Below are 24,890 nucleotides of genomic sequence, written 5' to 3' on the forward strand. Positions count from 1 at the left end.
TCTCGCATTAGGCTCTTTACGTGATAAAGCTAAAAGTTGCTTGGATTTTTCTAAGTTCAATTTAGTAAAAGTAGATAAGTATCAGTGTGCTAATTAGATCACATAATTTGGCAGATTGGTATAAATCGTTCTCTTTAACCTTATAACTGCTATTAAAAAAGCCGCGTTAATTTTCATTAACGCGGCTTTTTAGTGTGCTTTTAAGCTAAACCAAAAGTGTTAGTCAACACTCATGGTTTTAGTCATTGCAGCATTCGCGCGACCAGCTGGTTTGATAGAACCGGCACGTAAGCCGCTATCTGGAATAGCGTCACGTTTGTCGTGTGCCATCGCTTTTGGCGTATGGGCGACTTCGCTATCTGCAACGGCAGTAGGTTGTGCCATTGGCGCACTTGCTTTACCTGAAGTGATCACTGTTTTAGTGTGCGCTACAGGTTTTGCAGTAGGCTTAGGCTCTGCCATTGGTGCTTCCTCAACAACTACTTCTGAAGCAGGTTCAGCAGCAACTGGCGCTTGTTCAACCACTTCTTCAGTTGCTTCAGCAGCAACAGGCGCTTGTTCAACCACTTCTTCAGTAGGTTCTGCAGCAACAGGCGCTTGTTCAACCACTTCTTCAGTTGCTTCAGCAGCAACAGGCGCTTGTTCAACCACTTCTTCAGTTGCTTCAGCAGCAACAGGCGCTTGTTCAACCACTTCTTCAGTAGGTTCTGCAGCAACTGGTGCTTGTTCAACCACTTCTTCAGTAGGTTCTGCAGCAACAGGCGCTTGTTCAACCACTTCTTCAGTAGGTTCTGCAGCAACTGGTGCTTGTTCAACCACTTCTTCAGTAGGTTCTGCAGCAACAGGCGCTTGTTCAGCCACTTCTTCAGTAGGTTCAGCAGCAACTGGTGCTTGTTCAACCACTTCTTCAGTAGGTTCTGCAGCAACTGGCGCTTGTTCAACCACTTCTTCAGTTGCTTCAGCAGCAACAGGCGCTTGTTCAACCACTTCTGGAGTAGGTTCTGCAGCAACGGCAGGTTTTTCTTCAACTACTTCTGCAGCTTGCTTATTTTGCTTGGCTTTTAACTCAGCTTCATATTCAGCAGCGGCTTGATCTGCAACTGGAATAAATGCTGGTGGTTGTGTACCTTGCGTTGGCGTAGCTTCTTCACCCTCAGGGCGACGACGGCGTTGCCCAGCAGCACGTAAATGACGTGGAGAACGGCGTGAACGCGTACGCGTTTGGCCTTGCTCTTCATCAGTCGATGTTACTGTCTCTTGCTCGTTTGGTGCCGTCTGTTCAGCTTTTTGCTCAGGCGCTTCAACAGCCGTTGTTTCAACAGCAGTAGCCTCAACCGGTGCTTTAACTTCTTCAGTTTGAGTTACAACTGGCTTAGCCGGCTTGTCATCAACAACAGGCGTAGCTTGTTGCTCTGCGTCATTGTTGGTTGTAGCCGGTTGTGCATTTTCATCTTGCAGGCGAACTTTTTTACGTAAGTTACGGCGCTGACGACGAACCTTAGGTTTTTGCTCCGTTGCTTCAACAACGACATCTTGGCTTGGTGCAACGTCTTTTACGTCAGCTTTTGCTTCGGTTTTTTCTGCTACTACTTTGCTGTCATCGTTACGCTTACGTGAGTTAGGATTGCGACGACGTTTGTTACGGTTATCGTTTCTTTCCTGTTGCTCGTTGTTTTGCGTGTTTCCAACTGCTGGCGTTTCTTCAGCTACGCTCTCTGTACGCTCGCTTTGCGGTTTAGTGCGTGAATTATTGTTACGACGACGTTGGTTATTACGACGACGTGTATCACCGTCATTGTTACGACGTGGATTATTACGAGATTCACTCGCTGTTTTTTGCTGCTGTTGCTCTTTACTTTCTATTTGCTCAGCAGGCGTTGCAAATAAAGCCTTAAACCAATTGCTGATGGTAGTAAATAAACTTACCTGCGGCTGGGCTGCAACACTTTGTGGTGCCGCTGCTGGGGCTGTTTGAGCCTGAGCTTGTGGTGCTGGTGTTGATGGCATAACTACGCCTTTTAACACCGGCTCTTCACGTACCGCGACCGTTGGTGTTTTTGATGTTTCATACACTTCTTGTTCTGGTAATGTGATTTGCTCGTAGCTTGCTGCTTCAATTGTTTCATCTTTACGCAAACGCATTACTTCATAATGTGGTGTATCCATATGTTGATTTGGAATGATCACCACATCACAGTTATGACGTTTTTCGATGCGATGCACGCTACGGCGTTGCTCATTTAACAGATATGAGGCAACCGCTACAGGTACTTGGGCATTAACTTGTGAGGTATTGTCTTTAATCGCTTCTTCTTCGATTAAACGTAGGATTGACAATGCAATCGACTCGTTTGAACGAATAGTACCTTGACCACTACAACGTGGGCATGGGCCTTGGCTCGCTTCACCTAATGAAGGGCGTAGGCGCTGACGCGACATTTCAAGTAAGCCAAAACGCGAAATTTTACCAATTTGTACACGGGCACGATCTGGACGAACAGCATCTTTTAAGCGATTTTCTACTTCACGTTGATGGCGCGGTGGTGTCATATCAATGAAGTCGATAACGATTAAGCCACCTAAGTCGCGTAAACGTAATTGGCGAGCAATTTCGTCTGCAGCTTCTAAGTTGGTATTAAGCGCAGTTTCTTCGATATCGCCGCCTTTAGTGGCTTTAGATGAGTTGATATCGATAGAAGTAAGTGCTTCAGTTGGGTCAATAACAATTGAACCACCAGAAGGTAAGCGTACTTCACGTTGAAACGCAGACTCAATTTGGCTTTCGATTTGATAATGAGTAAAAAGAGGCACTTCACCTTGATAAAGTTTTACACGGCTCATGAAGTCAGGGCGAAAACGCTCAATGTGCGCTTTAGCTTCTTCAAATACACGGGCTTTATCAATTAGGATCTCACCGATGTCACGGCGTAAATAATCGCGAATCGCACGGAAAATCACGTTGCTTTCTTGATGAATTAAGAACGGTGCTTTACCGCCATCAGAGGCTTGCTGAATCGCATCCCAATGAACAAGCAGCGCTTTTAAATCGTAGTTTAGTTCTTCAAACGATTTACCAACACCGGCAGTACGCACGATTAAACCCATGCCTTTAGGCAGTTCTAAACGACTTAAAGCTTCTTTAAGTTCAGTGCGTTCATCACCTTCGATGCGACGAGAAATACCGCCAGCACGAGGATTATTAGGCATTAAGACTAAGTAGCTACCTGCAACACTAATAAAAGTGGTGAGGGCTGCGCCTTTTTGGCCGCGTTCTTCTTTGTCTACTTGGACAATAACTTCTTGACCTTCTTTGATCACGTCACGAATATTCGGACGACCATGGAAAGTATAACCTTGTGGGAAGTAAGTACGGGCTATTTCTTTTAAAGGAAGGAATCCGTGACGATCAGCGCCGTAATCAACAAAGGCGGCTTCTAATGACGGTTCTATACGAGTGATTTTGCCTTTATAAATATTGGCTTTTTTTTGTTCGTGACCCGGGCTTTCGATATCTAAATCATACAGGCGCTGGCCATCAACCAGTGCTACGCGCATTTCTTCTTGCTGCGTCGCATTGATTAGCATACGTTTCATATTGTTACTCTACTGTGTTATGTCTCTGACATGACGAAACTTTTCGCCTGTTCAGTTGCTCCCATCGCTTCTTTTTGTACAATCTCACGACTGGATCTGTGGGGGAGCTTGGTACTGTATCCGTACTCTAAGTATCTTTATGGTGCTGGCTGACAATAACGTGTTGTCACGTTATTAAATTCTATTATGGTGCCAAAACTATCGGCTGTTTTTTTACAGTGACGTATTCGAGTTCTGTCCAGAGTCGACCATTAATTAAATTAACTTGTACGGTTACAACACATCTGCTGAACGGCGTATTGTACGCCGTCACGATCAGACAAATTATCTGTTCAAATTGCTTTTTTCATCAACATTAAATAACACTTCATGCTCAAACTTAACTGGCGATATATTACACGCATCGGAGTTAATTGAAGGCACGTGTAAACTGGGTATGTATAAAAGCTTTGGAAAACTTATCTCGGATCTGTATGATCAATTACCCAGAATGTGCATCACGAATGTTTTAATGTGTTAAAAAGCACCGTTGTTATTTGCAAATATATATTTGCGACGGTGATTATCCCATTATTATAACTGTGTTAGCAACTAAAATTATTTTACTTAAATCAGTGATTAGGCAATGTCAGAAAAAACCGGCTTACAAGTATCTTTCGTCACGATTACCGAAGACCATTTAGGTCAACGGATTGATAACTTTCTTATTACTCATTTAAAAGGGGTGCCTAAAAGCGCTGTGTATCGAATTCTTCGCAAAGGGGAAGTGCGGGTTAATAAAAAACGCATCAAACCTGTGTATAAATTACAACTCGATGACATCGTTCGTATTCCACCAATACAAATAGCTGAACGTGAAGAGTTTGTGCCTAAAAACCTTGATGTAGTAACCAAACTTGAAGAGGCTATTTTATTTGAAGATAAATACCTTATCGTCATTAACAAACCATCAGGCATGGCTGTGCATGGCGGCAGTGGGCTCAGTTATGGTTTAATTGAAGCATTGCGCGTATTGCGCCCAGATGAGCGCAGTTTAGAGCTTGTACATCGTTTAGACCGTGATACATCAGGCTGTTTGTTAATCTCGAAACGTCGTTCAGTGTTGACCAGCTTGCATGAACAGTTACGTGAAAAAACCATGGAAAAGAATTACTGGGCATTGGTTGATGGGCAATGGGATTCTAAAACTAAAAATGTCACCGAAGGGCTGCGTAAAAACACCCTACAATCAGGTGAACGAGTAGTACGTGTGGATAACGTTGAAGGTAAACCTTCACATACTCGTTTTAAAGTACTGGAGCGCTTTGCTGAATGTTCGTTAGTGCAGGCATCACCAGTAACAGGTCGTACTCACCAAATTCGTGTGCATACACAATGTAAAGGTCATGCAATTGCTTGTGATGATAAGTATGGCAACCAAGCATTTGATGCGGCGATGCGTAAAGTGGGATTAGGGCGATTATTTTTACATGCGCACGATTTGAGTTTTTATCATCCAAAAAATGAAACTACTATGCGAGTAGAAGCGCCGCTTGATAAAGCGCTGGCTAATTGTATTAAAACGTTACGTGCCGCAAAACCGTGAAACCCTATAAATTAGTTATATTTGATTGGGATGGCACGGTGATGGATTCAGTGGCTAAAATAGTTAACTGCATGCATCAATCTGCGAGAGTCTGTGGTGTAGTTTGCCCCAGTGACGAGGCGGTTAAAAATATCATTGGTTTATCACTTGAGCAGGCCGTGACGGTGTTATTTCCTCAGCAGAGCCATTTACACGCTGATTTAATCGCCGGTTATAAGCATCAGTATAAACATCTTGATAACACGCCTACACCCTTATTTGCTGATGTAGAACAGACTTTAGCGGCATTAAAAAACCGTGGCGTATTATTAGCTGTTGCTACCGGCAAAAGCCGAGTCGGCCTTGAACGCTTGCTGGATGAAACACAGTTACGGGATTACTTTGTAGCGACCCGCACCAGTGATGATGCATTGTCAAAACCAGCTCCTGATATGTTGTTGCAACTGCTCGATGAACTCAATATTAGCCATGATGATGCGCTGATGATTGGCGACACCAAAATAGATATGGCGATGGCAAAAGCGGCCAATATTGACCGTTTAGGTGTAACTATGGGGGTGCATAACGCCCAGCAGCTAAACGAGTTTACACCGATTGCGACAGTTGATTCGTATCAGCAACTAGCTGCGCGTTTAGTTTAAGTCGTAGTGAATAAATAGTTAGTCTTGATTACTTAACACATCCAGATCAAACTCAGTCAATAATTGGCTGAGTTTGATAAGTGGTAAACCAATCAAGCTATTAGGGTCATCACCGCTAAGCTTTTCAAATAAACAAATACCTAAGCCTTCGCTTTTAAAGCTGCCTGCACAATTGTAGGGTTGCTCTGCGTCGCAGTAAGCAGATATTTGTGCTTGTGTCAGTGTTCTAAATGTAACATTAAAGGGTTCAACTAGGGTTTTTGTTTTATTGCTTTGAATATCATAAACACATAAGCCCGTTAGAAATGTGACTGTATTACCGCTAAATAAACTCAGTTGTTTAATGGCATTTTCTTTGTTGTGTGGTTTGCCTAAGATTTGTTGCTCAAATACGGCAACTTGATCAGAGCCAATTACTAAGCCTTGTTTAAAAAGTGTAGTGGCTGCGCGTGCTTTGAGTTCACTTAAGCGTTTTACAAGTTCAACTGGGGCTTCATCGGGTAGTGCTGATTCGTCAATACCAGGTGAAAAACTGTCGAACGGCAGATTAAATTTTTGCAATAAAGACTGACGAAAGGGTGAACTTGAGGCTAAAATAAGCGGGTGCTGCATGGATTGTTTTCCTAATGAAAATTAGATTGAGTTAGGATAAATCAGATCCGTTGGCAAAACAAAGAAATGAATCGCGAAAAACCAGCTAAAATTGGTTTTTTACTTTGACTAACCAAGTAACTATCTATATGATGCAGCCCCTATGCAAAAGGTGAAAATTCCCATCACTCTTCATCCAGGCAAGGCAGCGCAACACCGTTTAAAGTATGACGGCATTGTACCGCTTGAAAAACTTACCCGTTTACGGGAAGTTGTGCAGGAAGAAGTAGGTGAAATAGCGGTAAAAATTCATTGCAAAAACGATGATCAAGGTTTCGCTGTGATTAGAGGCAATTTGTCCACACATGTTACTGTCACTTGTCAACGTTGTAATGGTGATTTAGGGTTGGATTTGGTTCAAGACTTTGTTTATTCACCAGTCGGTGAGGATACAGAGTTAGAGATTTTTCCAGAAGACTACGATGAAGTAGCGCTTGATGAAAATGGTGAAGTTAACGTTTTTGATTTAATCGAAGACGAACTAATTTTAGCCGTGCCATTAGTTGCTACCCACAACGAAGCTTCATGCAGTTATTCAGCAAAGCCTGCCAGCTTTGGTGTTTTAAAAGCGGAAGATGATAAACCAAATCCATTTGATATTTTGAAACAACTTAAGAAAGATTCTTAGGAGAAGACTATGGCTGTACAAAAAAGCAAAAAGTCTCGTGCAAGACGCGGCATGCGCCGTTCACACGATGCGATCAGTGGTCCAACTTTAACTGTAGACCAAACATCTGGTGAGACTCATCGTCGTCACCATGTGACTGCAGATGGTTACTACAAAGGCGTTCAAGTAATTTCTAAATAAGAGATTGCTTTTATGCTGACCAATCTAACAATTGCGTTAGATATGATGGGGGGCGATTATGGCCCCCGTTCATCTATCCCCGCAGCCGTTAACGCGGTAAATGCAAATGCCAATCTAAGATTGATCTTATGTGGCAACGAACAAGTAATATCTAAAGAACTTGAGTCTCTCGATTCTCTATCTCATCCTCGTTTAATAATTCGTCATTGTAGTCAAGTAGTCACCAATAGTTGTGAACCGTCTTCTGCTGTGCGATCTAAAAAAGATTCCTCAATGCGCGTTGCTCTTGATTTAGTTAAATCAGGTGAGGCACAAGCGTGCGTTAGTGCCGGAAATACCGGTGCATTATTATTTATGGCTCACTATGTGCTGAAAATGTTGCCAGGCGTAAAACGTCCTGCATTGATCTCGGCTGTGCCAACTGAGCGAAAAAATCCGGTTTACTTACTTGATTTAGGTGCGAACGTGCATTGTGATGCACAAACCTTATATCAATTTGGCATTATGGGTTCGGTTGTCGCAGGGCAAGCACTGGGCTGTGATAGTCCAAAAGTGAGTTTATTAAATATTGGCTCCGAAGACATTAAGGGCCATGAAGATATCAAACAAGCTGCACAACTGATGCAACAATGTAGCTACCTTAATTATACTGGTTACAGCGAAGGTAGTGATATTTTTACTGGTAAATCAGATGTGATCGTCTGTGAAGGTTTTGTGGGCAATGTGGCTTTGAAAACCTGTGAAGGGATTGCCAAGCTGATTATGTTTAAGCTTACCAAAGCACTGCAAAAGCACTTTTTCTATAAATGTTTAGCATTTATGTTACAGCCAGTAATAAAAAAACTCTATAAACGGGTGAACCCCGACCAGTATAACGGCGCTTCTCTGGTAGGATTGCGCGGTATTGTCGTAAAAAGCCATGGAAATGCCTCAGCTAAAGCATTTCATGCTGCTATCGACGAAGCTGCTAGAGAGGTGGAACGTCAACTTCCTGAAAAAATTGCAGCTATCTTCGAGCAAACACATTCAACTAAAAAAGTCGCAACTGACGATTAATTACTATGTCAGGTGTGTACTTAAACATTTATTTATTTGTTTAATTAAAAGAGCAAAGTATGGCACAAAAAATTGCACTTGTTTTTCCGGGTCAAGGCTCACAATCTGTGGGTATGTTAAGTGAACTATTAGAGCAATCTGATATTGTTAAAGCGACGTTTGCGCAAGCATCAGCGGCACTTGGTTATGATTTGGCTGCATTAGTACTTAATGGTCCAGAACAAGAATTAAATCAAACCCATCGTACGCAACCGGCATTATTAACAGCATCAGTGGCAATTTACCGCCAATGGCTTGCTGCAAATCCAGATGCAGACGTAACGATGGCAGGTCACAGTTTAGGTGAATACTCAGCGCTGGTATGTGCTGATGTGTTGAGCTTAGGCGAAGCTGTAAAATTGGTTGAAAACCGTGGTTTATATATGCAAGAAGCTGTGCCAGCAGGCGTGGGTTCAATGGCTGCGATCATTGGTTTAGGTGATGACGAAATTAAAGCCGCGTGCTTGGCATCAGCACAAGGTGAAGTGGTTGCACCAGTAAACTATAACTCACCGGGTCAAGTTGTGATTGCAGGTCATAAAGCCGCAGTAGACAGAGCATCAGAAGCGTGTAAAGAAGCTGGTGCAAAACGTGCGTTGCCTTTATCGGTAAGCGTACCTTCACATTGTGAACTAATGAAACCAGCGGCAGAAAAATTAGCAAAAGATTTAGCTGCTTTAACATTTAATACACCTAAGTGTGATGTAATTAATAATGTTGATGTAACAGCTGCAAGTTCAGCGGATGCTATTAAAGATGCATTAGTACGTCAACTATACAGTCCAGTACGATGGACAGAAACAGTACAAGCATTGGTAGCACAGGGCATTACCCAAAGCTACGAGTTTGGTCCTGGGAAGGTGTTAACGGGTCTTGCTAAACGCATTGATAAAGCAATGGTATGTGGTTCGGTGAATAGCCAAACTGCCATTGACGAAGCAAAATAAGAGTAGGAAAAAATGGCAAATTTATTTTCGTTAGAGGGCAAAGTTGTCCTAATTACAGGCGCTAGTCGCGGTATTGGTAAAGCAATCGCCACTACATTGGTAGCACAAGGTGCTAAAGTTGCCGGTACTGCAACCAGCGAGTCTGGTGCTGCAAATATCAGCGAATACTTAGGCGAGAATGGTAAAGGTTATGCGTTAAACGTAACTGATCCTGCGTCGATCGAGGCGACACTTGCTGCGATAAAAGCAGATTTAGGCGATATCGACGTATTAGTAAATAATGCTGGTATTACCCGCGATAACTTACTTATGCGTATGAAAGATGCAGAGTGGGACGATATCATTGATACTAACTTGAGCTCAGTTTTTCGTTTATCTAAAGCAGTGTTACGCCCGATGATGAAAAAGAAAAACGGTCGAATTATCAATATAGGTTCAGTTGTTGGTACAATGGGTAATGCAGGGCAAGCTAACTACGCAGCAGCTAAAGCGGGTGTAATTGGTTTTTCTAAGTCGTTAGCGCGTGAAGTTGCTTCTCGTGGTATTACAGTCAACGTAGTTGCTCCTGGTTTTATTCAAACAGATATGACCGACAGCTTAACTGACGAGCAAAAAGCAGCTACGCTTGCTAATGTTCCTGCTGGGCGTTTAGGCCAACCGGATGAAATTGCCGCCGCAGTATGTTACTTAGCATCTGATGCAGCAGCGTATGTTTCAGGCGAAACTTTGCACGTAAATGGTGCGATGTACATGGTGTAAGGAACTTTGTTCCTATTTTGTTTTGAGGCGGCTTGTCGAAAAATGTTGAATTTTTTGTTAACTTGCTTTAAACATACTTGAATTCGTGCTGAAAATAAGCGATAAAAGACACAAATAACCGTCAAGAGGTTTGACCAGATAAAAAATTATCAGCAAATCCTTGAATCACAGAATTATGCGCCGTAAACTACGCCGCAATCTGAAAATAACGCATTGGCGTTTTTAATAAAGGAAAGAAGAATGAGCGACATCCAAGAACGCGTAAAGAAAATCATCATTGAGCAACTAGGTGTTAAAGAAGAAGAAGTAAAGCATGAAGCTTCTTTCGTTGATGACTTAGGCGCAGATTCACTTGATACTGTTGAATTAGTAATGGCTCTTGAAGAAGAGTTCGATACTGAGATCCCAGATGAAGAAGCTGAAAAGATCACTACAGTACAAGCTGCAATCGATTACGTAACGGCTCACGCTGAGTAATCAATCGCATATTAAGGGCAGCGTTCGCTGCCCTTAATCTATCTATACCCTGTATTTCCACGCATTTGGGTATTAATACCCACCAGAAAAATAATAATTCCCTTATTGGAGGCAAACCGTGGCTAAACGTCGAGTCGTCGTAACTGGCTTAGGAATGTTGACGCCGCTAGGTAATGATGTTGAATCAACCTGGCAAGGCTTGTTAAATGGCAAAAGTGGTATCCAAACTATCACTCATTTTGATACATCTAGTTTTGGCACCAAGTTCGCTGGTTTGCTGAATGATTTTGATGCGTCAGCCTATATGCCGGCAAAAGATGCTAAAAAAATGGATTTGTTCATCCAGTATGGCATTGCAGCAGGTGTACAAGCACTACAAGATTCTGGCCTTGAGATCACAGAGCAAAACGCAGCCCGCGTTGGTGTTGCTGTGGGTTCGGGCATTGGTGGTTTAACGCTTATTGAAGAAAACCACATAAAGTTATTAAACAGTGGCCCACGTAAGCTTTCTCCTTTTTACGTGCCGTCGACCATTATCAATATGATCTCTGGTCATTTATCGATTATGCACGGTCTACGTGGTCCAAATATCTCTATCGTGACAGCCTGTACAACAGGTTTACACAACATTGGTCACGCTGCGCGCATGATTGCTTATGGTGATGCTGATGCGATGGTTGCCGGTGGTGCAGAGAAAGCCTCAACGCCAATTGGTATGGGTGGTTTTAACGCTGCACGTGCGTTATCAACCCGAAACGACGATCCGCAAGCTGCATCACGTCCATGGGACAAAGACCGTGATGGCTTTGTACTTGCTGATGGTGCAGGTGTTATCGTACTTGAAGAATACGAGCATGCGAAAGCCCGAGGTGCAAAAATCTACTCTGAGTTGGTTGGTTTTGGTATGAGCGGCGACGCTTATCACATGACGTCGCCACCAGAAGATGGTGCCGGTGCAGCCTTGGCAATGGAAAATGCTTTAAACGATGCGCAAATCAATGCAGATCAAGTGGGTTATATTAATGCTCACGGTACATCGACTAACGCTGGCGATAAAGCAGAAACCTCTGCAGTTAAGTCAATTTTTGGTAATGCTGCCAAAGATGTGATGGTGAGTTCATCAAAATCTATGATGGGTCATTTACTCGGTGCAGCAGGCTCTGTTGAATCAATTATCACTATTTTGTCGTTACAAGATCAAAAAGTAACACCAACAATTAATCTTGATAACCCTGATGAAGGCTGTGATCTGGACTACGTTCCACACACGGCTCGTGATGCGAAACTTGATTACGCATTATGTAACTCATTTGGTTTTGGTGGTACTAATGGCTCGTTGGTATTTAAAAAGGTATAATCTTTTTTAACAACGAGACAAAATAAGAGCCCAGTTGTTACTGGGCTTTTTTATATGCAAAATATGCCAAAACAAAAAACTCACATAGCGCAAACAATAAAATTAGTCACGCCACAGCAAGGCGTTTGCATAAGTAGCAATGATCGCGGCTTTAATTATGGCGATGGCTTTTTTACAACTGCAAAAATAGTTGATGCTCAAGTAGAGCATTGGCCACTTCACAGGGCACGATTAGTTGAATGCGCGCAGCGACTTAGTTTTGGTGAGCTGGATTTATCGGCACTGCAGCAAGCAATCGCTGAGTATATTAAGACGGTTTCGCTGGGCGTGTTAAAAATAGTGGTTACACGTGGTGAAGGAGGGCGTGGTTATGGCCTTCCTGAACAAAGCAATTTATTGATTGTACTGTCGCTATTACCGTTTCCTTCACACTACGCTCAATTAGCACAACAAGGTATTAAACTTGCTATTAGTCCTGTGCAACTTGCATCGCAACCACTGCTTGCTGGTTTGAAAACGTTAAATCGTTTAGAGCAAGTAATGATCAAACGTGCCATGCAAGGGCAAGATTGTGATGATGTAATGGTGTGTGATTATCACAATAATGTGATTGAAACCTCTGCGGCAAATATTTTTGCTATTAAAAATGGTCGAGTTTTTAGTCCAAGTTTGCAAAACTGTGGCATTCAAGGGGTTTATCTGCAATCACTGTGTGATAAGTTAACCATTGAATTTACTGATATTAAGCTAGAACAATTGCTGCAAATGGAGGCAGTATTTAGTTGTAATAGCTTAATGGGAATTGTGCCTGTTACAGCGATTGATGGTATGCAGTTTGAGTTAGCAAACAGTTTAGTATTATTGCATGGTTTATTTACCAAGGAGTCTGCGTGTTAAGAGTGATTATATCGATTGTGTTGCTAGCATTATTGGTAACTGGAGTTGGTTATCAACAGTTGCAAGCTACTATTAACAGTAGTTTAAAAGCGCCAGCGAATACGTTGTTTGAAGTTAAAAAAGGCACGGGGTTTAATCAACTCTGCCAACAGTGGCAAGCAAAAAAATGGTTAGATGGGTGCTTACGTTATCAGATACTCGCGAAACTCGATCCGACACTGACGGATTTAAAAGCTGGTTTATATCAACTTAATAACGCCACGGTGCTTGATAACATTCGGCAAATCAATCAAGGTAAACAAGTAAGCTTTAGTTTTACAATTATTGAAGGTCAGTCACTTCGTGACGTGTTAGCGGCAATAAGTAAAGCCCAGTACCTTCGTCAAGATTTAAGTCTTGGTGAGTTATCTCAGCAAATAGTCGGCTCTGATCAGCATTTAGAAGGGTGGTTATTTCCTGATACCTATTATTATCATGCTAATGATACGACAAGCTCAGTGCTCAAACGAGCGCATAAAATAATGCAAAATGTACTTGATGAGGCTTGGCAAAACAGGGCTGCTGATTTACCGTTTAAAACGGCCTACGAAGCATTGATTATGGCCTCAATTATTGAAAAAGAAACAGGCCTTGCCAGCGAACGGCCATTAATAGCCTCTGTATTTACTAATCGACTAAATACAAAAATGCGCTTGCAAACTGATCCAACCGTGATTTATGGCATTGGTGCTGACTTTGATGGTGATATAAAACGTAAAGATTTAACTAATCATACTCCGTATAATACATATAAAATTAATGGCTTACCGCCTACGCCGATTGCTATGCCGTCAAAAGCGGCAATACTTGCAGCAGTCAATCCACCTGAGTCTGAGTACCTTTATTTTGTTGCCAAAGGCGATGGTAGCCATCAATTTTCTAAAACCTTAAAAGAACATAACAAAGCAGTACAAGATTACTTACGTTATCAAAAACAGTTAAATAGTTTTAAATAAAACTCCTCACAAATATATGGAAGTATTATGTCTGTACTATCAAAGCAATCAATTATTGAACTAATGGATAAAAGCGATCTCATTATTGATGGCGATAAAAAAAATGTTGGAGCCGCATATTATGAGCTTCGTATGGGTACTGAATATTATGATTTAACTGAAGGTGTAAGTGCTATTCAATTAAGTTTTAATCAGAAAGTAATTATAAAACCTGGTCATAGAGTTGTACTAATTACAAAGGAAAAGTTAAATTTACCAAATAACTTAATTGCTAGAGTAATTAGTAAGGGCTCTCTTTTTAGTATTGGGCTAAGTGCTGTGTCTACAAATGCTGATCCTGGCTTTTCTGGTAATTTAGGTTTGGTTGTTCAGAATTTTAGTGACAAATATATAGAATTACCTCAGAACGAAGGAATTGGTAAAGTTGATTTTAGTTATTTAGATGAGTGCAGTATATCACCGTATGTGGGGCAGCACGGTTACCAAACAAAAACTTGGCCTATAAAAACACAATTTCAAAAAAATTTTAATGAAGTTAAAAACGATTCAAGGGTATTTACTGAATCAGATGAAGCACATAAGGTGTTACCCGCTATCGTATCAGCATCGCTTATAAAAATAGAAGGTCAACAAAGAAAAATAAATATAGGTCTAGTTTTTTTCTTATTTATCAATTTTTTTCTTTTAATAGCTGTTAATACAAAATTATTTGAACCAATTGTTGGATTAACTGTAAATCTCCTTACTAGTTTATTTGTATGGTTATTTATGAAGTTCTCTAAATAAATCTAGGTTTAAAATAATTATATATTTATACAAGAGCAATTTTATGGATATAAAAAAACAAAGTTTTTTTTTAGCAGTTAACACTGGTTTTGTGTCTAATGGTCTACCAGATGAAGACTGTATAGAATTTTATAAAGCAAGGAGTGGGAAGGGAATTGGTTGCAGCATTGTAGGAAATGTTGTTATTTCTGGTGGTTATGCAACGAATAATGTTTGTTCTATGATCTCTAAAGATAAAGTTTGGGTAACACTTGCGACCTCTATTACAAATAACGGTAGTATTGCAGGTATTCAATTAAGCTCAACGTGGCCTGACTACACTGGAAATAAGAAGTTTGTTGCAACTCAACATCAAAATCCTATTGAAGATTATAAAGTTGCCGTTTCGCAATTAAGCTTTCTAGATATTGAATTGATACTGACTAACTTAAAAAACAGTATTGAAATATCAATTGATGCAGGATTTAAACATATACAAATTCACGCTGCGCATGGGTATTTGTTCAGTTTGTTAATTGATCCTTTCTTTTCTAAACACAGTGAATACTTTCTAGGAAATATAGATAAAATAGCTGGAAATTTAAAAAGTAGAAAAATACAATCGTCTATTAGATTTTCTTTGTTAACAGGCTCGCAAAAATTAGATAAAAATCGGAGCCCACTTATTGAAAGAATAATGGAAACCAAGTTTGATTTTTTCGATGTTTCGTTTGGGTTTTATAATATAAATAAAAATTTGATATATCCAGAAACAAACAGTGCTTTAAAAAGTAGAAGGTTAAAAACGCTCGAGTTGGCAAAAAAATTCCCTAATCGAAATTTTATTATATCAGGCAAAGTGAAGCTTTCAGAACTGCATAACTTTCCAGATAATATTTATTTAGGAGTATGTAGAGACTTAATAGCAAACCCAAATTACATACTTCAATCTAATTTTGGTTGTTTAAATTGTGGCGATTGTCATTATTATTCGAAAGGGAAATCTAGATTAGAGTGCGGAGTTGCTAAAATATAATAAATGATAATTTTATTGTTATCCTTATTTTTAATGAACATAATTAATATATTAATTATGTTGTTGTAAAAAATTATCTCAGTGAGAAATAAAATGAAGAAAGGTTTCATGGTTGTTTTTGATGGTAGTAATGGTGCAGGCAAAACTACTGTTATTAACGAAGTTGAAAAATATTTAATTGCTAAAGGTTTCGATGTTCTTCTAACTAGAGAGCCTGGTGGGACTGAAATTGGAGAAAGAATAAGAGAAATTTTACTAGATTCAAGTTCAGTGAAAATGTGCCACACTACAGAGTTAATGCTTTTCGGAGCTGGCCGAGCTCAGCACATACAAGAAAAAATTAAACCCGCTTTAAATAGGGGGCAGATTGTAATTTCTGATAGATTTGATGCTGCAACATTTAGTTTTCAGCATTATGCTAGAGGCATTGAACTTGCTGAAATCATTCAAATCAATAATTTGGCTTTAAATGGATTTAGTCCTGAGATGAATATTATATTGGACTTAGATCCACAAGAAGGACTTAAAAGAGTTAAACAAAGATCTCAGGAACTTGATAGATTAGAGGATGAGAAACTTGATTTTTTAATTCGAGCGAGAAATGGCTATTTAACTCAAGCTGAAGAAAAACCAAACACTTTTAAAGTCGTAGATGCCTCAAAATCTAAAGAGAGCGTATTAGAGGATGTTATAAAGATCATTGATTCTCTTTTAATTGAATATGCGCTTGATATTTAAAGTTGAAATTTTTTAAGATAAAGCAATTCATTGTTTTATCTATTAGAAAATATGAGATGTAAAAGGTCCATTATTATATAGGCATAGTTATGATTTATCCTTGGCTTAGCAATGTTGAGCAGCAATTAGCAGCCAGTTTTAATGCTGGGCGTTTTCACCATGGACAATTATTTAATGGTCAACAAGGTGTTGGTAAGCGCGCCTTAGTGGAGCAGCTGGCTAATGCATTATTGTGCTTGTCTGCAACTAACTTAGTCCCTTGTGGGCATTGTAAGAGCTGCCATTTAAATCAAGCAGTTACTCATCCTGACAAATATGTAGTGCAAGCTGATGGACAAAGCATTGGTGTGGATGATATTCGCAGTGTCAGCGATTTCATGCATCAATCAGCGGCGCAAAATGCCAATAAAGTGGTGGTGATCAATGATTGCCATAAAATGACCACAGCGGCGGCCAATGCCTTACTTAAAACGTTAGAAGAGCCCAGCCCGCAGCGATTTTTGTTACTAACAACGAGTGCGACAACGCAATTACCGGCCACTATTTTAAGTCGCTGCGCGCTTACACAAGTAAAAGTGAATGACGCCAATGTTGCTATGAATTGGATTTCCCAACTGCACGTTCCTGCATATCCATGGTTAAAAATGTTTACCCAGCAGCCATTATTGATTGCCCGTTGGCAACAAGATGAGCAGCTGGAAGTAATCGATGAATTGTATAAGTTTGCAACTGAGCTAAAACAAGGCCATAATTTCAGTGCGTTAGTTGATATTATCAGTAAAGATACAGAGCGTGTTCGCGTCTTTTGTTTATTTTTAAGCGAACAATTAAAACAACAACTCATTGCTGGAATGGATTTTGATTCATATCAGAGTGCGCAAAATGCATTGGCCGAATTTGTGCAAAACAGTACACAGATATTAGGATTGAACTTGCCGTTGGCAGTGTCTCGTTTAGCGTATCGTTTACGTAAAAGCTATAAGTAGGATTATTGTGCAAGAATTATTAGTCGATTTAGATGATCTAGATGAATTATACCGCTGCTATATGCCGTATTTAAAAAATGGTGGACTATTTGTGCGCACTAATATGCGTTATGAGATGGGTCATTCATTGGCATTAAAAGTGACATTACCGGATGCGCTTGAAGATGATGTAATAACCGGAAAAGTTACATGGATCACGCCACAAGGCGCGCAAAGTTCTAATCCACCGGGCATTGGTATTAGTTTTATCGATGATAAAACGAACCTAAATGTGAAGATCGAAAAACTACTAGGGACTATGTTAAACTCTGGTAATCCAACTTATACCATGTAGTAAGCAGTAACATGATTGTAGATTCTCATTGCCATTTAGACCGACTCGATTTTGATAAACTCGATTTAAACTTAGACCAAGTACTTGATAGTGCACGGGCTAAACAAGTTGAACACTTTTTATGTGTGAGTGTCACACTTGATCAATTCCCTAGTATGCTAGAAAAAATTCAAGGCTATAGTGATGTCTCTGCCTCGTGTGGTGTTCACCCGCTTGATCAAAAAGACGCACTTGATAAACAACGCTTAATTGATTTAGCAAGCCACGATAAAGTAGTAGCAATTGGCGAAACAGGGCTTGATTACTATTATTCGAAAGACACCCATGCCGTGCAACAAGCAAGTTTTGTGGGTCATATTGAAGTGGCGAACGAGTTACAAAAACCACTTATAATTCATACTCGCGATGCGCGCGACGACACCATAAACTTAATGCGTGAACATAACGCACAAAAGTGTGGTGGTGTATTGCATTGCTTTACTGAAGATTGGGATATGGCTAAAAAAGCCATCGACTTAGGCTTTTATATTTCTATCTCTGGCATTGTGACCTTTAAAAATGCCGTAGAGCTTAAAGATGTTGTTAAACAAATCCCTCTTGATAGATTATTAATCGAAACAGACTCGCCTTATCTAGCGCCAGTACCGTATCGTGGGAAAACTAATCAGCCCGCTTATGTGCAAGATGTTGCTTATTACATTGCTGATTTAAAAGGTATTAGCTACAAAGAGCTAGCCAAAGCGACTACGGAAAACTTCTACTCATTGTTCAACTTAGTGAACAAAGGTTAATTAGCATATGAGCACAGCATCACTTCCTCTATTAATAATGGGGCCGATGGTGCGCCGAGCTGATGCTGCAGAGGTTTGCATACAGTTTGCAACGTCTGTAGCATCACAATTTAGTATTGAATTTGATGATATAGACGTTTTTAGTGAGCAACAGAGCATTGCTTTAGGTACTCATCTTTACTTGCACTTTGTGATCGTAAAACCGATTGCCGCAACATTGCCTGTTAATCAGCTGATCAGCTACCGCCTTTTAAACAGCAACTTAGACGTTGATTTAAGTGATTTTTGTTATCAAGGAAAAGCCACCCCTGAATTTGTGATCCCGCAAAAACTTGAGCAGATTTTACATGGCTCATGCCGTAACCCACATCATCCTGCAAAAGATAGCTTAGTGGCTGCGAATGATTTTCAACAGCAAAATCGCAGTGTAAATAAAACCGGGGCGGATGTTTTACTGCTCTCTGGTGATCAAGTGTATGCCGATGATGTTGCTGGTGCGATGTTATTAGCAATTGAACGACTGATCAGCGTATTAGGAATATACCAAGAGCAACCACTGGCAATTGATTTACCTGCACAGTTAAGTGAACAACTTTATCAGCGCCACTTATATTTACCGACGGTCCCTTGGCAAAAACGCAATAAAATAGGGGTTGGCTATTGGCTAAAAAAAGATGAGCCACATTTTTCAAGCTTAAAAGCTGCAAATCACTTGATCTTTTTTGAAGAGTTTATAGCCCTTTATTTACTCAATTTTAGCCCGTTACTGTGGGACTTAATTGACTTTGATAGTATTAGCTATCAAGCAAGCTCGCCCAAATGCCAGCAAGTTTTTGATAATGAAAAAGCAGCTTTAACGGATTTTAAAAATGGCTTAGTACACGTTCAGGTGCTACTGGCAAATATTTCAACGTTAATGATGTTTGACGATCATGATGTTACCGATGATTGGAACTTGACGGCTGGTTGGGAGCAGGTTATTTACCAACATCCAGTTAGCCGCCGTATTGTTAATAATGGCTTGATCAGTTATTGGCTGATGCAAGGCTTTGGCAATGATGCAGGTCATAAAACAGCTGCTTTACTTGATGCGTTTAAGACGAGTTTTTCTGAGCAAAAACAATGGCAATTTAAAGCGTTTGATAAAACCATTCTCGAGTTTAATCATTGGCATTATGAGTTGAATACTGTGCCTAAAGTGGTCGTGCTGGATACCCGCACTCATCGTTGGCGTAATGAGCAAAACTTTAATGAGCCCTCTGGTCTACTTGATTGGGAGCGTCTCACTGAGCTCGAAGAAAGTTTAGTGACTCATGAACAAGTGATCATTGTCTCACCCGCACCGGTGTTTGGCGTTAAATCAATTGAAGCTATTCAGTCATTGTTTAATATTTGCGGACAGCCATTATTAGTTGATGTTGAAAACTGGATGGCCCACGAAGGCTCAGCTAAAAAGTTACTGGATACCTTTCGCCGTGACGATACCCCTAAAGAAACGCTTATTTTATCGGGTGATGTACATTACTCATTCTGTTTTTCCGTACAGAAACGCTTTGGTAAGCACCCCAATAGAATTTGGCAACTTACTGCCAGTGGTATTAAAAATGAGTTTCCGCGTAAATTAATTAACGTGCTGGATAAGTTAGACTCGATTTTATACGCGCCGAAAAGCCCGTTAAACTTTTTTACAAAGCGTTGGCAGATGGAAGTCGATAAACATCAAACCATCGGGGAGGGGCAAAAATACTTGGTGAGTGATTCAGCGATTAGTTTGATTGAATTACAACAAGGAAAGCTGGCGCGTTATCAGTTACTCCATCCCGATAATCGCACCACAGAGTTTGATTTAAGCAATGATTAATTTAATGGTTTGCGCTGTTGTTTTACATAGTCGCTAACGTTACTTACTGTATCTAACCAATAACCGTTAGCAGGATCTTTCAGATAAACAAGCAATTGCTCGAGTACTTTTGCGTCAGTGGTATATTGATCTCTGTTACCAATTTCATGGCCCGCTAAAATCAACCAAGCATTATTTTCCCGTAATTGATCCAGCATAGTAATGATTTCATCAAAACTCATTCCGTCGATCCTAAGTCCTGTTAGCTGTGCAAAATCAGTAAAATTAGGATTATTAGCTGACTCATCTAACCAAGTTCGGCCGCTGTCAAAATGTTTAGCGATTAAAGGCACGTAGCTCTTAGTATCAATGCCCCGGCCAACAAATGTATTGCCGCACGGATAAGCAAAGGCGCGAGGGGTCACTCCTAAATGATCTTTTAGGTATTGCTGCGCTGATAAAATATCATTTTCAAGCCACTTGAGTGTAGTGTGTTCAAGTGATAAGTCTTGTGCTCTTAACCATTCAAAATTCCCTGTACATACGTGGCTGCTGGTATGATTTGCAATTTCATGGCCCGATTTTACCGCGTCTTGCCACTGAGTTAGGCGCTGCTTGACGTTAAAAGGGGAAACATAAAAAGTTGCTTTGACTTGGTGCCTGTTCAAAATCGCAGCGCCAACATCGACTTGGCTGTGACGGGCATCATCAAACGTGATACTCACAGCATTTTGCGCTTTATGCGGGTAATTAAAACCAAGGTATTTTTGCGACTCAGGATTGGCAATAACAGAGAATGACAGTACTGAAATAGTCATGATCAATGAAGATATTTTTAACATGGTAGTCCTTACACTTTCTTAGTCTATATATAGAAACAAGTTATGTGTAATAAAGCAATGATTACCTATGTGACTGAGACTGAATAAATTTCAAGACGATAGCTTATTTATAGACAAAAAAACGCCCAGAACGAATCCGCATTGTTCTGGGCTTAGGGGATGGCTCTAATGAGCCTGCGCTAACTTTAAAAACACCTTCTAAGTTCATTAAGGGAGAAGTAGAAAGTAATATTAAGTGTAGTTAACATATGTAAAAAAACCCAATAAATGATGATTTTTTATACTGCTTATAAAACAACTGTTTGTCTTAAAACGAAGCGTAAAGCTTAAATTTTATACATTGATTGTTGCCAACTTATCCACACCTTATTATTATTATCACCAGCTGATCAGTTGAGTGTTTTGTACTAAATCTCGAGGTAAGGAGTTTTTAATTTTATTTTTTTGCCATTTTCCAAGCCCTATCGGACAGCCACAAAGGGTTAAAACCACTTCGCCAAGTGCGTTGCTAGGTTCGCTTAAACGAATATCTTTACCTTGAAAGTAGTCATTGGCCTGCTCGTTACTTAGCGCAATTACATTAGCCTTACATTGGCCACCAAATACGGTGGCAAATTCGTGGTTAAGACGCACCCCATTTTTGTGGATCATGCCCAGGTGGATACCAAGTCGCGCGTATTTTATTTTGTTTTCAATGGCGGCAAACTGCTCAGGGAATAGCCACAGTTCTTTATCGCGCTGCATTAGTGAGCCGCTGAGTGATGTCAGGTCAAATTGTTTTTTTAGCTCAGTGTAAAATGCTTGGCTGGATTTTTTGTCAAACGGCTGAAAAGGGAATGCACCTTTTTTTACTTTTTGATTTGGATTATCGCAGCTAGCAAGCTTTTTAAACTTAGCAATAAAAAAGCCTTCGCTGTCGAATGTTTGCGGCCAGACATGCAAATAGCCTTCGCTGGTTGTGGCTCGCTCTGCACCTGCAAACAAATGATCTAATGGTTGTATTTCAAGATGTTCTGTAAACTCAGTGAGAAGATATTCGCACACTTGCTGATTTTCGAGCGGGGTTAAAGTACAGGTTGAATAGACTAATGTACCGCCTGGTTTTAATGCATAGAAAGCGCTTTTTATTAAGTTTTTTTGCACTTTGGCAATATCAATGTTTGACTCAATCGACCAATTCTTTAAGGCATCAGCATCTTTTCGAACCGTACCTTCGCCAGAGCATGGGGCATCGAGTAAAATACTGTCAAAGCATTCATACATATAATCGCCAAAAATAGCCCCATCAAAATGCGACAATGCACAATTGCCAACTCCCATACGCTTTAATGTTGCGCTGAGTACTTTTAAACGAGATGACGACAATTCATTGGCAACCAATACCCCGTGATTATTCATTAATGCTGCTAATTGTGAAGTTTTAGAGCCAGGAGCGGATGCCATGTCGAGCACATGAGTTGCATCAGTTAATGCGTCTTTGAGTGCTATTGGTGGCAGCATCGAACTGGCTTCTTGTACATACATAGCGCCACTTAAATGTAGATCCGTGTTACCCAGTGCCAGAGCTTGCTCTTCATGTTCACTGCGCTCTAACCAAAAACCTTCGCTACACCATGGGATTGGGCTTAATGTCCAGCCTCTATCAAGGGCATACTGCTGAAAATCCTCAACCGACATTTTAAGCGTATTGACACGTACAGATTTACGAAGCGGTCTGCGACAGGCATTGAGAAAGTCATCCAATGTTAGGTGTGCAGGTAAATAGGTCTTTACGTCATCTATAAAATGCTGGGGAATATAGGTATTGGCGTCCAAGGTCGTGCTCACAGAGAATTTTAAAGTTGTATTCTAGCATTATTAGTGGCTCAGAGCAGTGCCTTAAATAATCTTTTAAAGTATGCAAACCTGTCGACACTTGGTGCATAAATGTGTGTTTTAAGTGTTTTTAAACATTATTTATTATACTTATGTCGACAATAGCCGTTTTAAAACGCAGTTTTTACTGATTTAGGGTTGACACATTTACAGCTAAAGACCATAGTGTATCCGTAAATTGTCGACAATCTTGGAAAGGTGAATAATGACGCAAGATGCTTTTAGTGAAACACCTATTACTACCGCCTCAGATCAGGTATTTGTGGATATGCGTCGAGAAATTGTCGAAGGCAGTATTGTTCAAGGTAGCAAGATATCCGAGCCAGAACTGGCAAAGCGTTATGGTGTAAGCCGTGCAACGCTTCGTGAAGCGCTTAACCGCCTTGAAAGTTGTTATTTAGTTGAGCGTAAAGCGAATGTGGGTTGTCGTGTTGTGGCACTTACAGCTGAACGTTTAATAGAAGTATATCAAGTTCGCAGTGCGCTTGAAGGTTTAGCGTGTCGTTTAGCTGCCGACAATATGGCACCCGATGAAGTACAAAGTTTAAAGCAATTACTTAATCAGCATCTGAAAACACAACGTGTAAAAGAGGGTGAATCTTACTATCAAGAAGCCGGCGATCTGGATTTTCATTATCGCATTATTAAAGGCAGTAAAAACGACCACCTTATTCACTTATTGAGTAACGGACTTTATCAGTTAATTCGTATGTATCGTGTGCAAATGGGTATGGTTGGGCCTCGCGTATCAAAAGCGTTTGATGAGCACTTAGCCATTATTAATGCGATTGAAAACCATGATGGGGAATTAGCTGAGTTATTGATGAAGCGCCATATCAGTGCATCGCAAGCCAATATACAAACGAAGTTTAATTTACATGCCGCGCAAAATGAGCGCGCGGAGCAGTAAAAACGTCATATTAAACCATTAAAAAATATAAGTTGTCATAAAGCAACCCCGTTCAAAGTTAGGAGAATGTAATGTCAGCAGGATTAAAATTTAAACAGGCGATTGCCAATAATCATCCATTACAAGTCGTCGGCACAATCAACGCTTACACGGCGATGATGGCTGAAAAAATGGGTCATCAAGCAATTTACCTTTCAGGTGCAGGTGTCGCGAATGCTTCATTTGGTATGCCTGATTTGGGGATGACCAGTCTTGATAATGTTTTGGAAGATATTCGCCGCATCACAGGTGCCAGCGATTTACCATTACTTGTTGATGCCGATACTGGTTGGGGTGGAGCATTTAATATTGCTCGCACAGTCAAAGAGATGACCAAAGCTGGCGCGGCGGGGTTTCATATTGAAGACCAAGTAGCGCAAAAGCGGTGCGGCCATCGCCCGAACAAAGAAATTGTCTCGCAAAGCGAGATGGTTGACCGTATTAAAGCAGCTGTTGATGCTAAAACTGACAGTGACTTTTACATTATGGCGCGTACTGATGCGTTTCAAAAAGAAGGCTTAAATGCCGCGATTGAACGTGCAGCAGCCTGTGTTGAAGCCGGCGCCGATGCGATTTTTGCAGAAGCCGTACACGATCTTGCCGACTATCAAGCCTTTACCAAAGCGATTAATGTGCCTATTTTGGCCAACATTACTGAGTTTGGCCAAACGCCAATTTATACTAAAGAGCAACTAAGTGATGTAGGCGTAGAAATGGTGCTTTACCCACTCAGCGCGTTCAGAGCAATGAATAAAGCGGCACTTAACGTCTATTCAGCAATTTTAAATGAAGGGTCTCAACAGAGCCAAATTGAAAATATGCAAACACGTGCTGAGCTTTATGACTTTTTAGATTATCACTCGTATGAAAATACACTCGATAACCTTTTTTCAGCAAAATCTGATAAATAATAATAAATTCAACAGGA

At 40.5% G+C, this 24,890-nt stretch carries 24 protein-coding genes; 20 read left to right on the top strand and 4 right to left on the bottom strand.

What is annotated here, in order from left to right:
• Positions 1–219: 219 nt before the first annotated feature.
• Positions 220–3,594, bottom strand: coding sequence for a ribonuclease E (gene rne, locus H5154_RS14590; protein WP_182718732.1), 3,375 nt, complete (start codon positions 3,592–3,594; stop codon positions 220–222).
• 625 nt (positions 3,595–4,219) lie between these two features.
• Between rne and rluC the strand changes: the two genes are divergently transcribed.
• A complete protein-coding gene (gene rluC, locus H5154_RS14595; RefSeq protein ID WP_145233581.1) occupies positions 4,220–5,179 on the top strand; it encodes a 23S rRNA pseudouridine(955/2504/2580) synthase RluC in 960 nt (319 codons plus the stop codon).
• Positions 5,176–5,820, top strand: a complete 645-nt coding sequence (locus H5154_RS14600) for an HAD-IA family hydrolase (RefSeq protein WP_182718733.1) — start codon at positions 5,176–5,178, stop codon at positions 5,818–5,820. The genes rluC and H5154_RS14600 overlap by 4 nt, the downstream gene beginning before the upstream one ends.
• An 18-nt stretch (positions 5,821–5,838) precedes the next feature.
• On the opposite strand, the gene H5154_RS14605 is transcribed toward H5154_RS14600, so the two are convergent.
• On the bottom strand, positions 5,839–6,432 hold the full coding sequence (locus H5154_RS14605) for a nucleoside triphosphate pyrophosphatase (protein WP_182718734.1): 594 nt from the start codon (positions 6,430–6,432) through the stop codon (positions 5,839–5,841).
• A 142-nt stretch (positions 6,433–6,574) separates the two neighbouring features.
• On the opposite strand from H5154_RS14605, the gene yceD reads away from it, so the two are divergent.
• From yceD to H5154_RS14685, 16 genes are all read left to right on the top strand, one after another.
• On the top strand, positions 6,575–7,099 hold the full coding sequence (yceD, locus tag H5154_RS14610) for a 23S rRNA accumulation protein YceD (RefSeq protein WP_145233584.1): 525 nt from the start codon (positions 6,575–6,577) through the stop codon (positions 7,097–7,099).
• 9 nt (positions 7,100–7,108) lie between these two features.
• Positions 7,109–7,279 (top strand): 50S ribosomal protein L32, encoded by a 171-nt coding sequence (gene rpmF, locus H5154_RS14615; protein WP_002962381.1) that lies wholly within the window; start codon positions 7,109–7,111, stop codon positions 7,277–7,279.
• A 12-nt stretch (positions 7,280–7,291) separates the two neighbouring features.
• Positions 7,292–8,335: a phosphate acyltransferase PlsX gene (gene plsX / locus H5154_RS14620; protein ID WP_145233585.1), complete on the top strand. Its 1,044-nt coding sequence runs from the start codon at positions 7,292–7,294 to the stop codon at positions 8,333–8,335.
• 59 nt (positions 8,336–8,394) lie between these two features.
• Complete coding sequence (gene fabD / locus H5154_RS14625) at positions 8,395–9,321, top strand: ACP S-malonyltransferase (protein WP_145233586.1); 927 nt, start codon at positions 8,395–8,397, stop codon at positions 9,319–9,321.
• A gap of 12 nt (positions 9,322–9,333) precedes the next feature.
• Complete coding sequence (gene fabG / locus H5154_RS14630; RefSeq protein ID WP_145233587.1) at positions 9,334–10,080, top strand: 3-oxoacyl-ACP reductase FabG; 747 nt, start codon at positions 9,334–9,336, stop codon at positions 10,078–10,080.
• Positions 10,081–10,320: 240 nt separating this feature from the next.
• Positions 10,321–10,557 carry an acyl carrier protein gene (acpP, locus tag H5154_RS14635; RefSeq protein ID WP_016707440.1) on the top strand — a complete coding sequence of 79 codons (237 nt, stop codon included), beginning with the start codon at positions 10,321–10,323 and terminating at the stop codon, positions 10,555–10,557.
• A gap of 118 nt (positions 10,558–10,675) precedes the next feature.
• Positions 10,676–11,914 carry a beta-ketoacyl-ACP synthase II gene (fabF, locus tag H5154_RS14640; protein ID WP_149982366.1) on the top strand — a complete coding sequence of 413 codons (1,239 nt, stop codon included), beginning with the start codon at positions 10,676–10,678 and terminating at the stop codon, positions 11,912–11,914.
• A gap of 54 nt (positions 11,915–11,968) precedes the next feature.
• Positions 11,969–12,811, top strand: a complete 843-nt coding sequence (pabC, locus tag H5154_RS14645; protein ID WP_259398517.1) for an aminodeoxychorismate lyase — start codon at positions 11,969–11,971, stop codon at positions 12,809–12,811.
• A complete protein-coding gene (gene mltG, locus H5154_RS14650; RefSeq protein ID WP_182718735.1) occupies positions 12,805–13,806 on the top strand; it encodes an endolytic transglycosylase MltG in 1,002 nt (333 codons plus the stop codon). Before pabC ends, mltG begins: the two co-directional genes overlap by 7 nt.
• Before the next feature lie 27 nt (positions 13,807–13,833).
• On the top strand, positions 13,834–14,592 hold the full coding sequence (locus H5154_RS14655) for a dCTP deaminase domain-containing protein (RefSeq protein WP_182718736.1): 759 nt from the start codon (positions 13,834–13,836) through the stop codon (positions 14,590–14,592).
• 43 nt (positions 14,593–14,635) lie between these two features.
• On the top strand, positions 14,636–15,607 hold the full coding sequence (locus H5154_RS14660; RefSeq protein ID WP_182718737.1) for a hypothetical protein: 972 nt from the start codon (positions 14,636–14,638) through the stop codon (positions 15,605–15,607).
• Positions 15,608–15,700: 93 nt separating this feature from the next.
• Entirely contained in the window at positions 15,701–16,345 is a 645-nt protein-coding gene (gene tmk, locus H5154_RS14665; protein WP_182718738.1) for a dTMP kinase, read from the top strand.
• An 89-nt stretch (positions 16,346–16,434) separates the two neighbouring features.
• A complete protein-coding gene (holB, locus tag H5154_RS14670) occupies positions 16,435–17,331 on the top strand; it encodes a DNA polymerase III subunit delta' (RefSeq protein WP_149982363.1) in 897 nt (298 codons plus the stop codon).
• 7 nt (positions 17,332–17,338) lie between these two features.
• Positions 17,339–17,665 (top strand): PilZ domain-containing protein, encoded by a 327-nt coding sequence (locus H5154_RS14675; protein ID WP_145233592.1) that lies wholly within the window; start codon positions 17,339–17,341, stop codon positions 17,663–17,665.
• Between the two features lie 11 nt (positions 17,666–17,676).
• Entirely contained in the window at positions 17,677–18,456 is a 780-nt protein-coding gene (locus H5154_RS14680; protein ID WP_145233593.1) for a TatD family hydrolase, read from the top strand.
• Positions 18,457–18,463: 7 nt separating this feature from the next.
• Entirely contained in the window at positions 18,464–20,317 is a 1,854-nt protein-coding gene (locus H5154_RS14685; protein WP_149982362.1) for a metallophosphatase, read from the top strand.
• On the opposite strand, the gene H5154_RS14690 is transcribed toward H5154_RS14685, so the two are convergent.
• Together H5154_RS14690 and rsmF are read right to left on the bottom strand one after the other, a co-directional pair.
• Positions 20,314–21,138 carry a polysaccharide deacetylase family protein gene (locus H5154_RS14690; RefSeq protein ID WP_182718739.1) on the bottom strand — a complete coding sequence of 275 codons (825 nt, stop codon included), beginning with the start codon at positions 21,136–21,138 and terminating at the stop codon, positions 20,314–20,316. The two genes, H5154_RS14685 and H5154_RS14690, sit on opposite strands and share 4 nt — an antisense overlap.
• A 378-nt stretch (positions 21,139–21,516) precedes the next feature.
• The gene (rsmF, locus tag H5154_RS14695) at positions 21,517–22,953 is read right to left on the bottom strand and encodes a 16S rRNA (cytosine(1407)-C(5))-methyltransferase RsmF (RefSeq protein WP_182718766.1); all 1,437 of its coding nucleotides are present in this window, start codon (positions 22,951–22,953) and stop codon (positions 21,517–21,519) included.
• Positions 22,954–23,218: 265 nt separating this feature from the next.
• Here rsmF and H5154_RS14700 point away from each other — a divergent pair, with 265 nt between their 5' ends.
• Together H5154_RS14700 and prpB are read left to right on the top strand one after the other, a co-directional pair.
• Positions 23,219–23,923 (top strand): GntR family transcriptional regulator, encoded by a 705-nt coding sequence (locus H5154_RS14700; protein ID WP_145233596.1) that lies wholly within the window; start codon positions 23,219–23,221, stop codon positions 23,921–23,923.
• A gap of 71 nt (positions 23,924–23,994) precedes the next feature.
• Positions 23,995–24,873 (top strand): methylisocitrate lyase, encoded by an 879-nt coding sequence (prpB, locus tag H5154_RS14705; RefSeq protein WP_145233598.1) that lies wholly within the window; start codon positions 23,995–23,997, stop codon positions 24,871–24,873.
• The last annotated feature ends 17 nt before the right edge of the window (positions 24,874–24,890 follow it).

Source organism: Pseudoalteromonas sp. SR44-5 (genome assembly GCF_014163675.1).
GTDB classification, from domain to species: Bacteria; Pseudomonadota; Gammaproteobacteria; order Enterobacterales; family Alteromonadaceae; genus Pseudoalteromonas; species Pseudoalteromonas rhizosphaerae.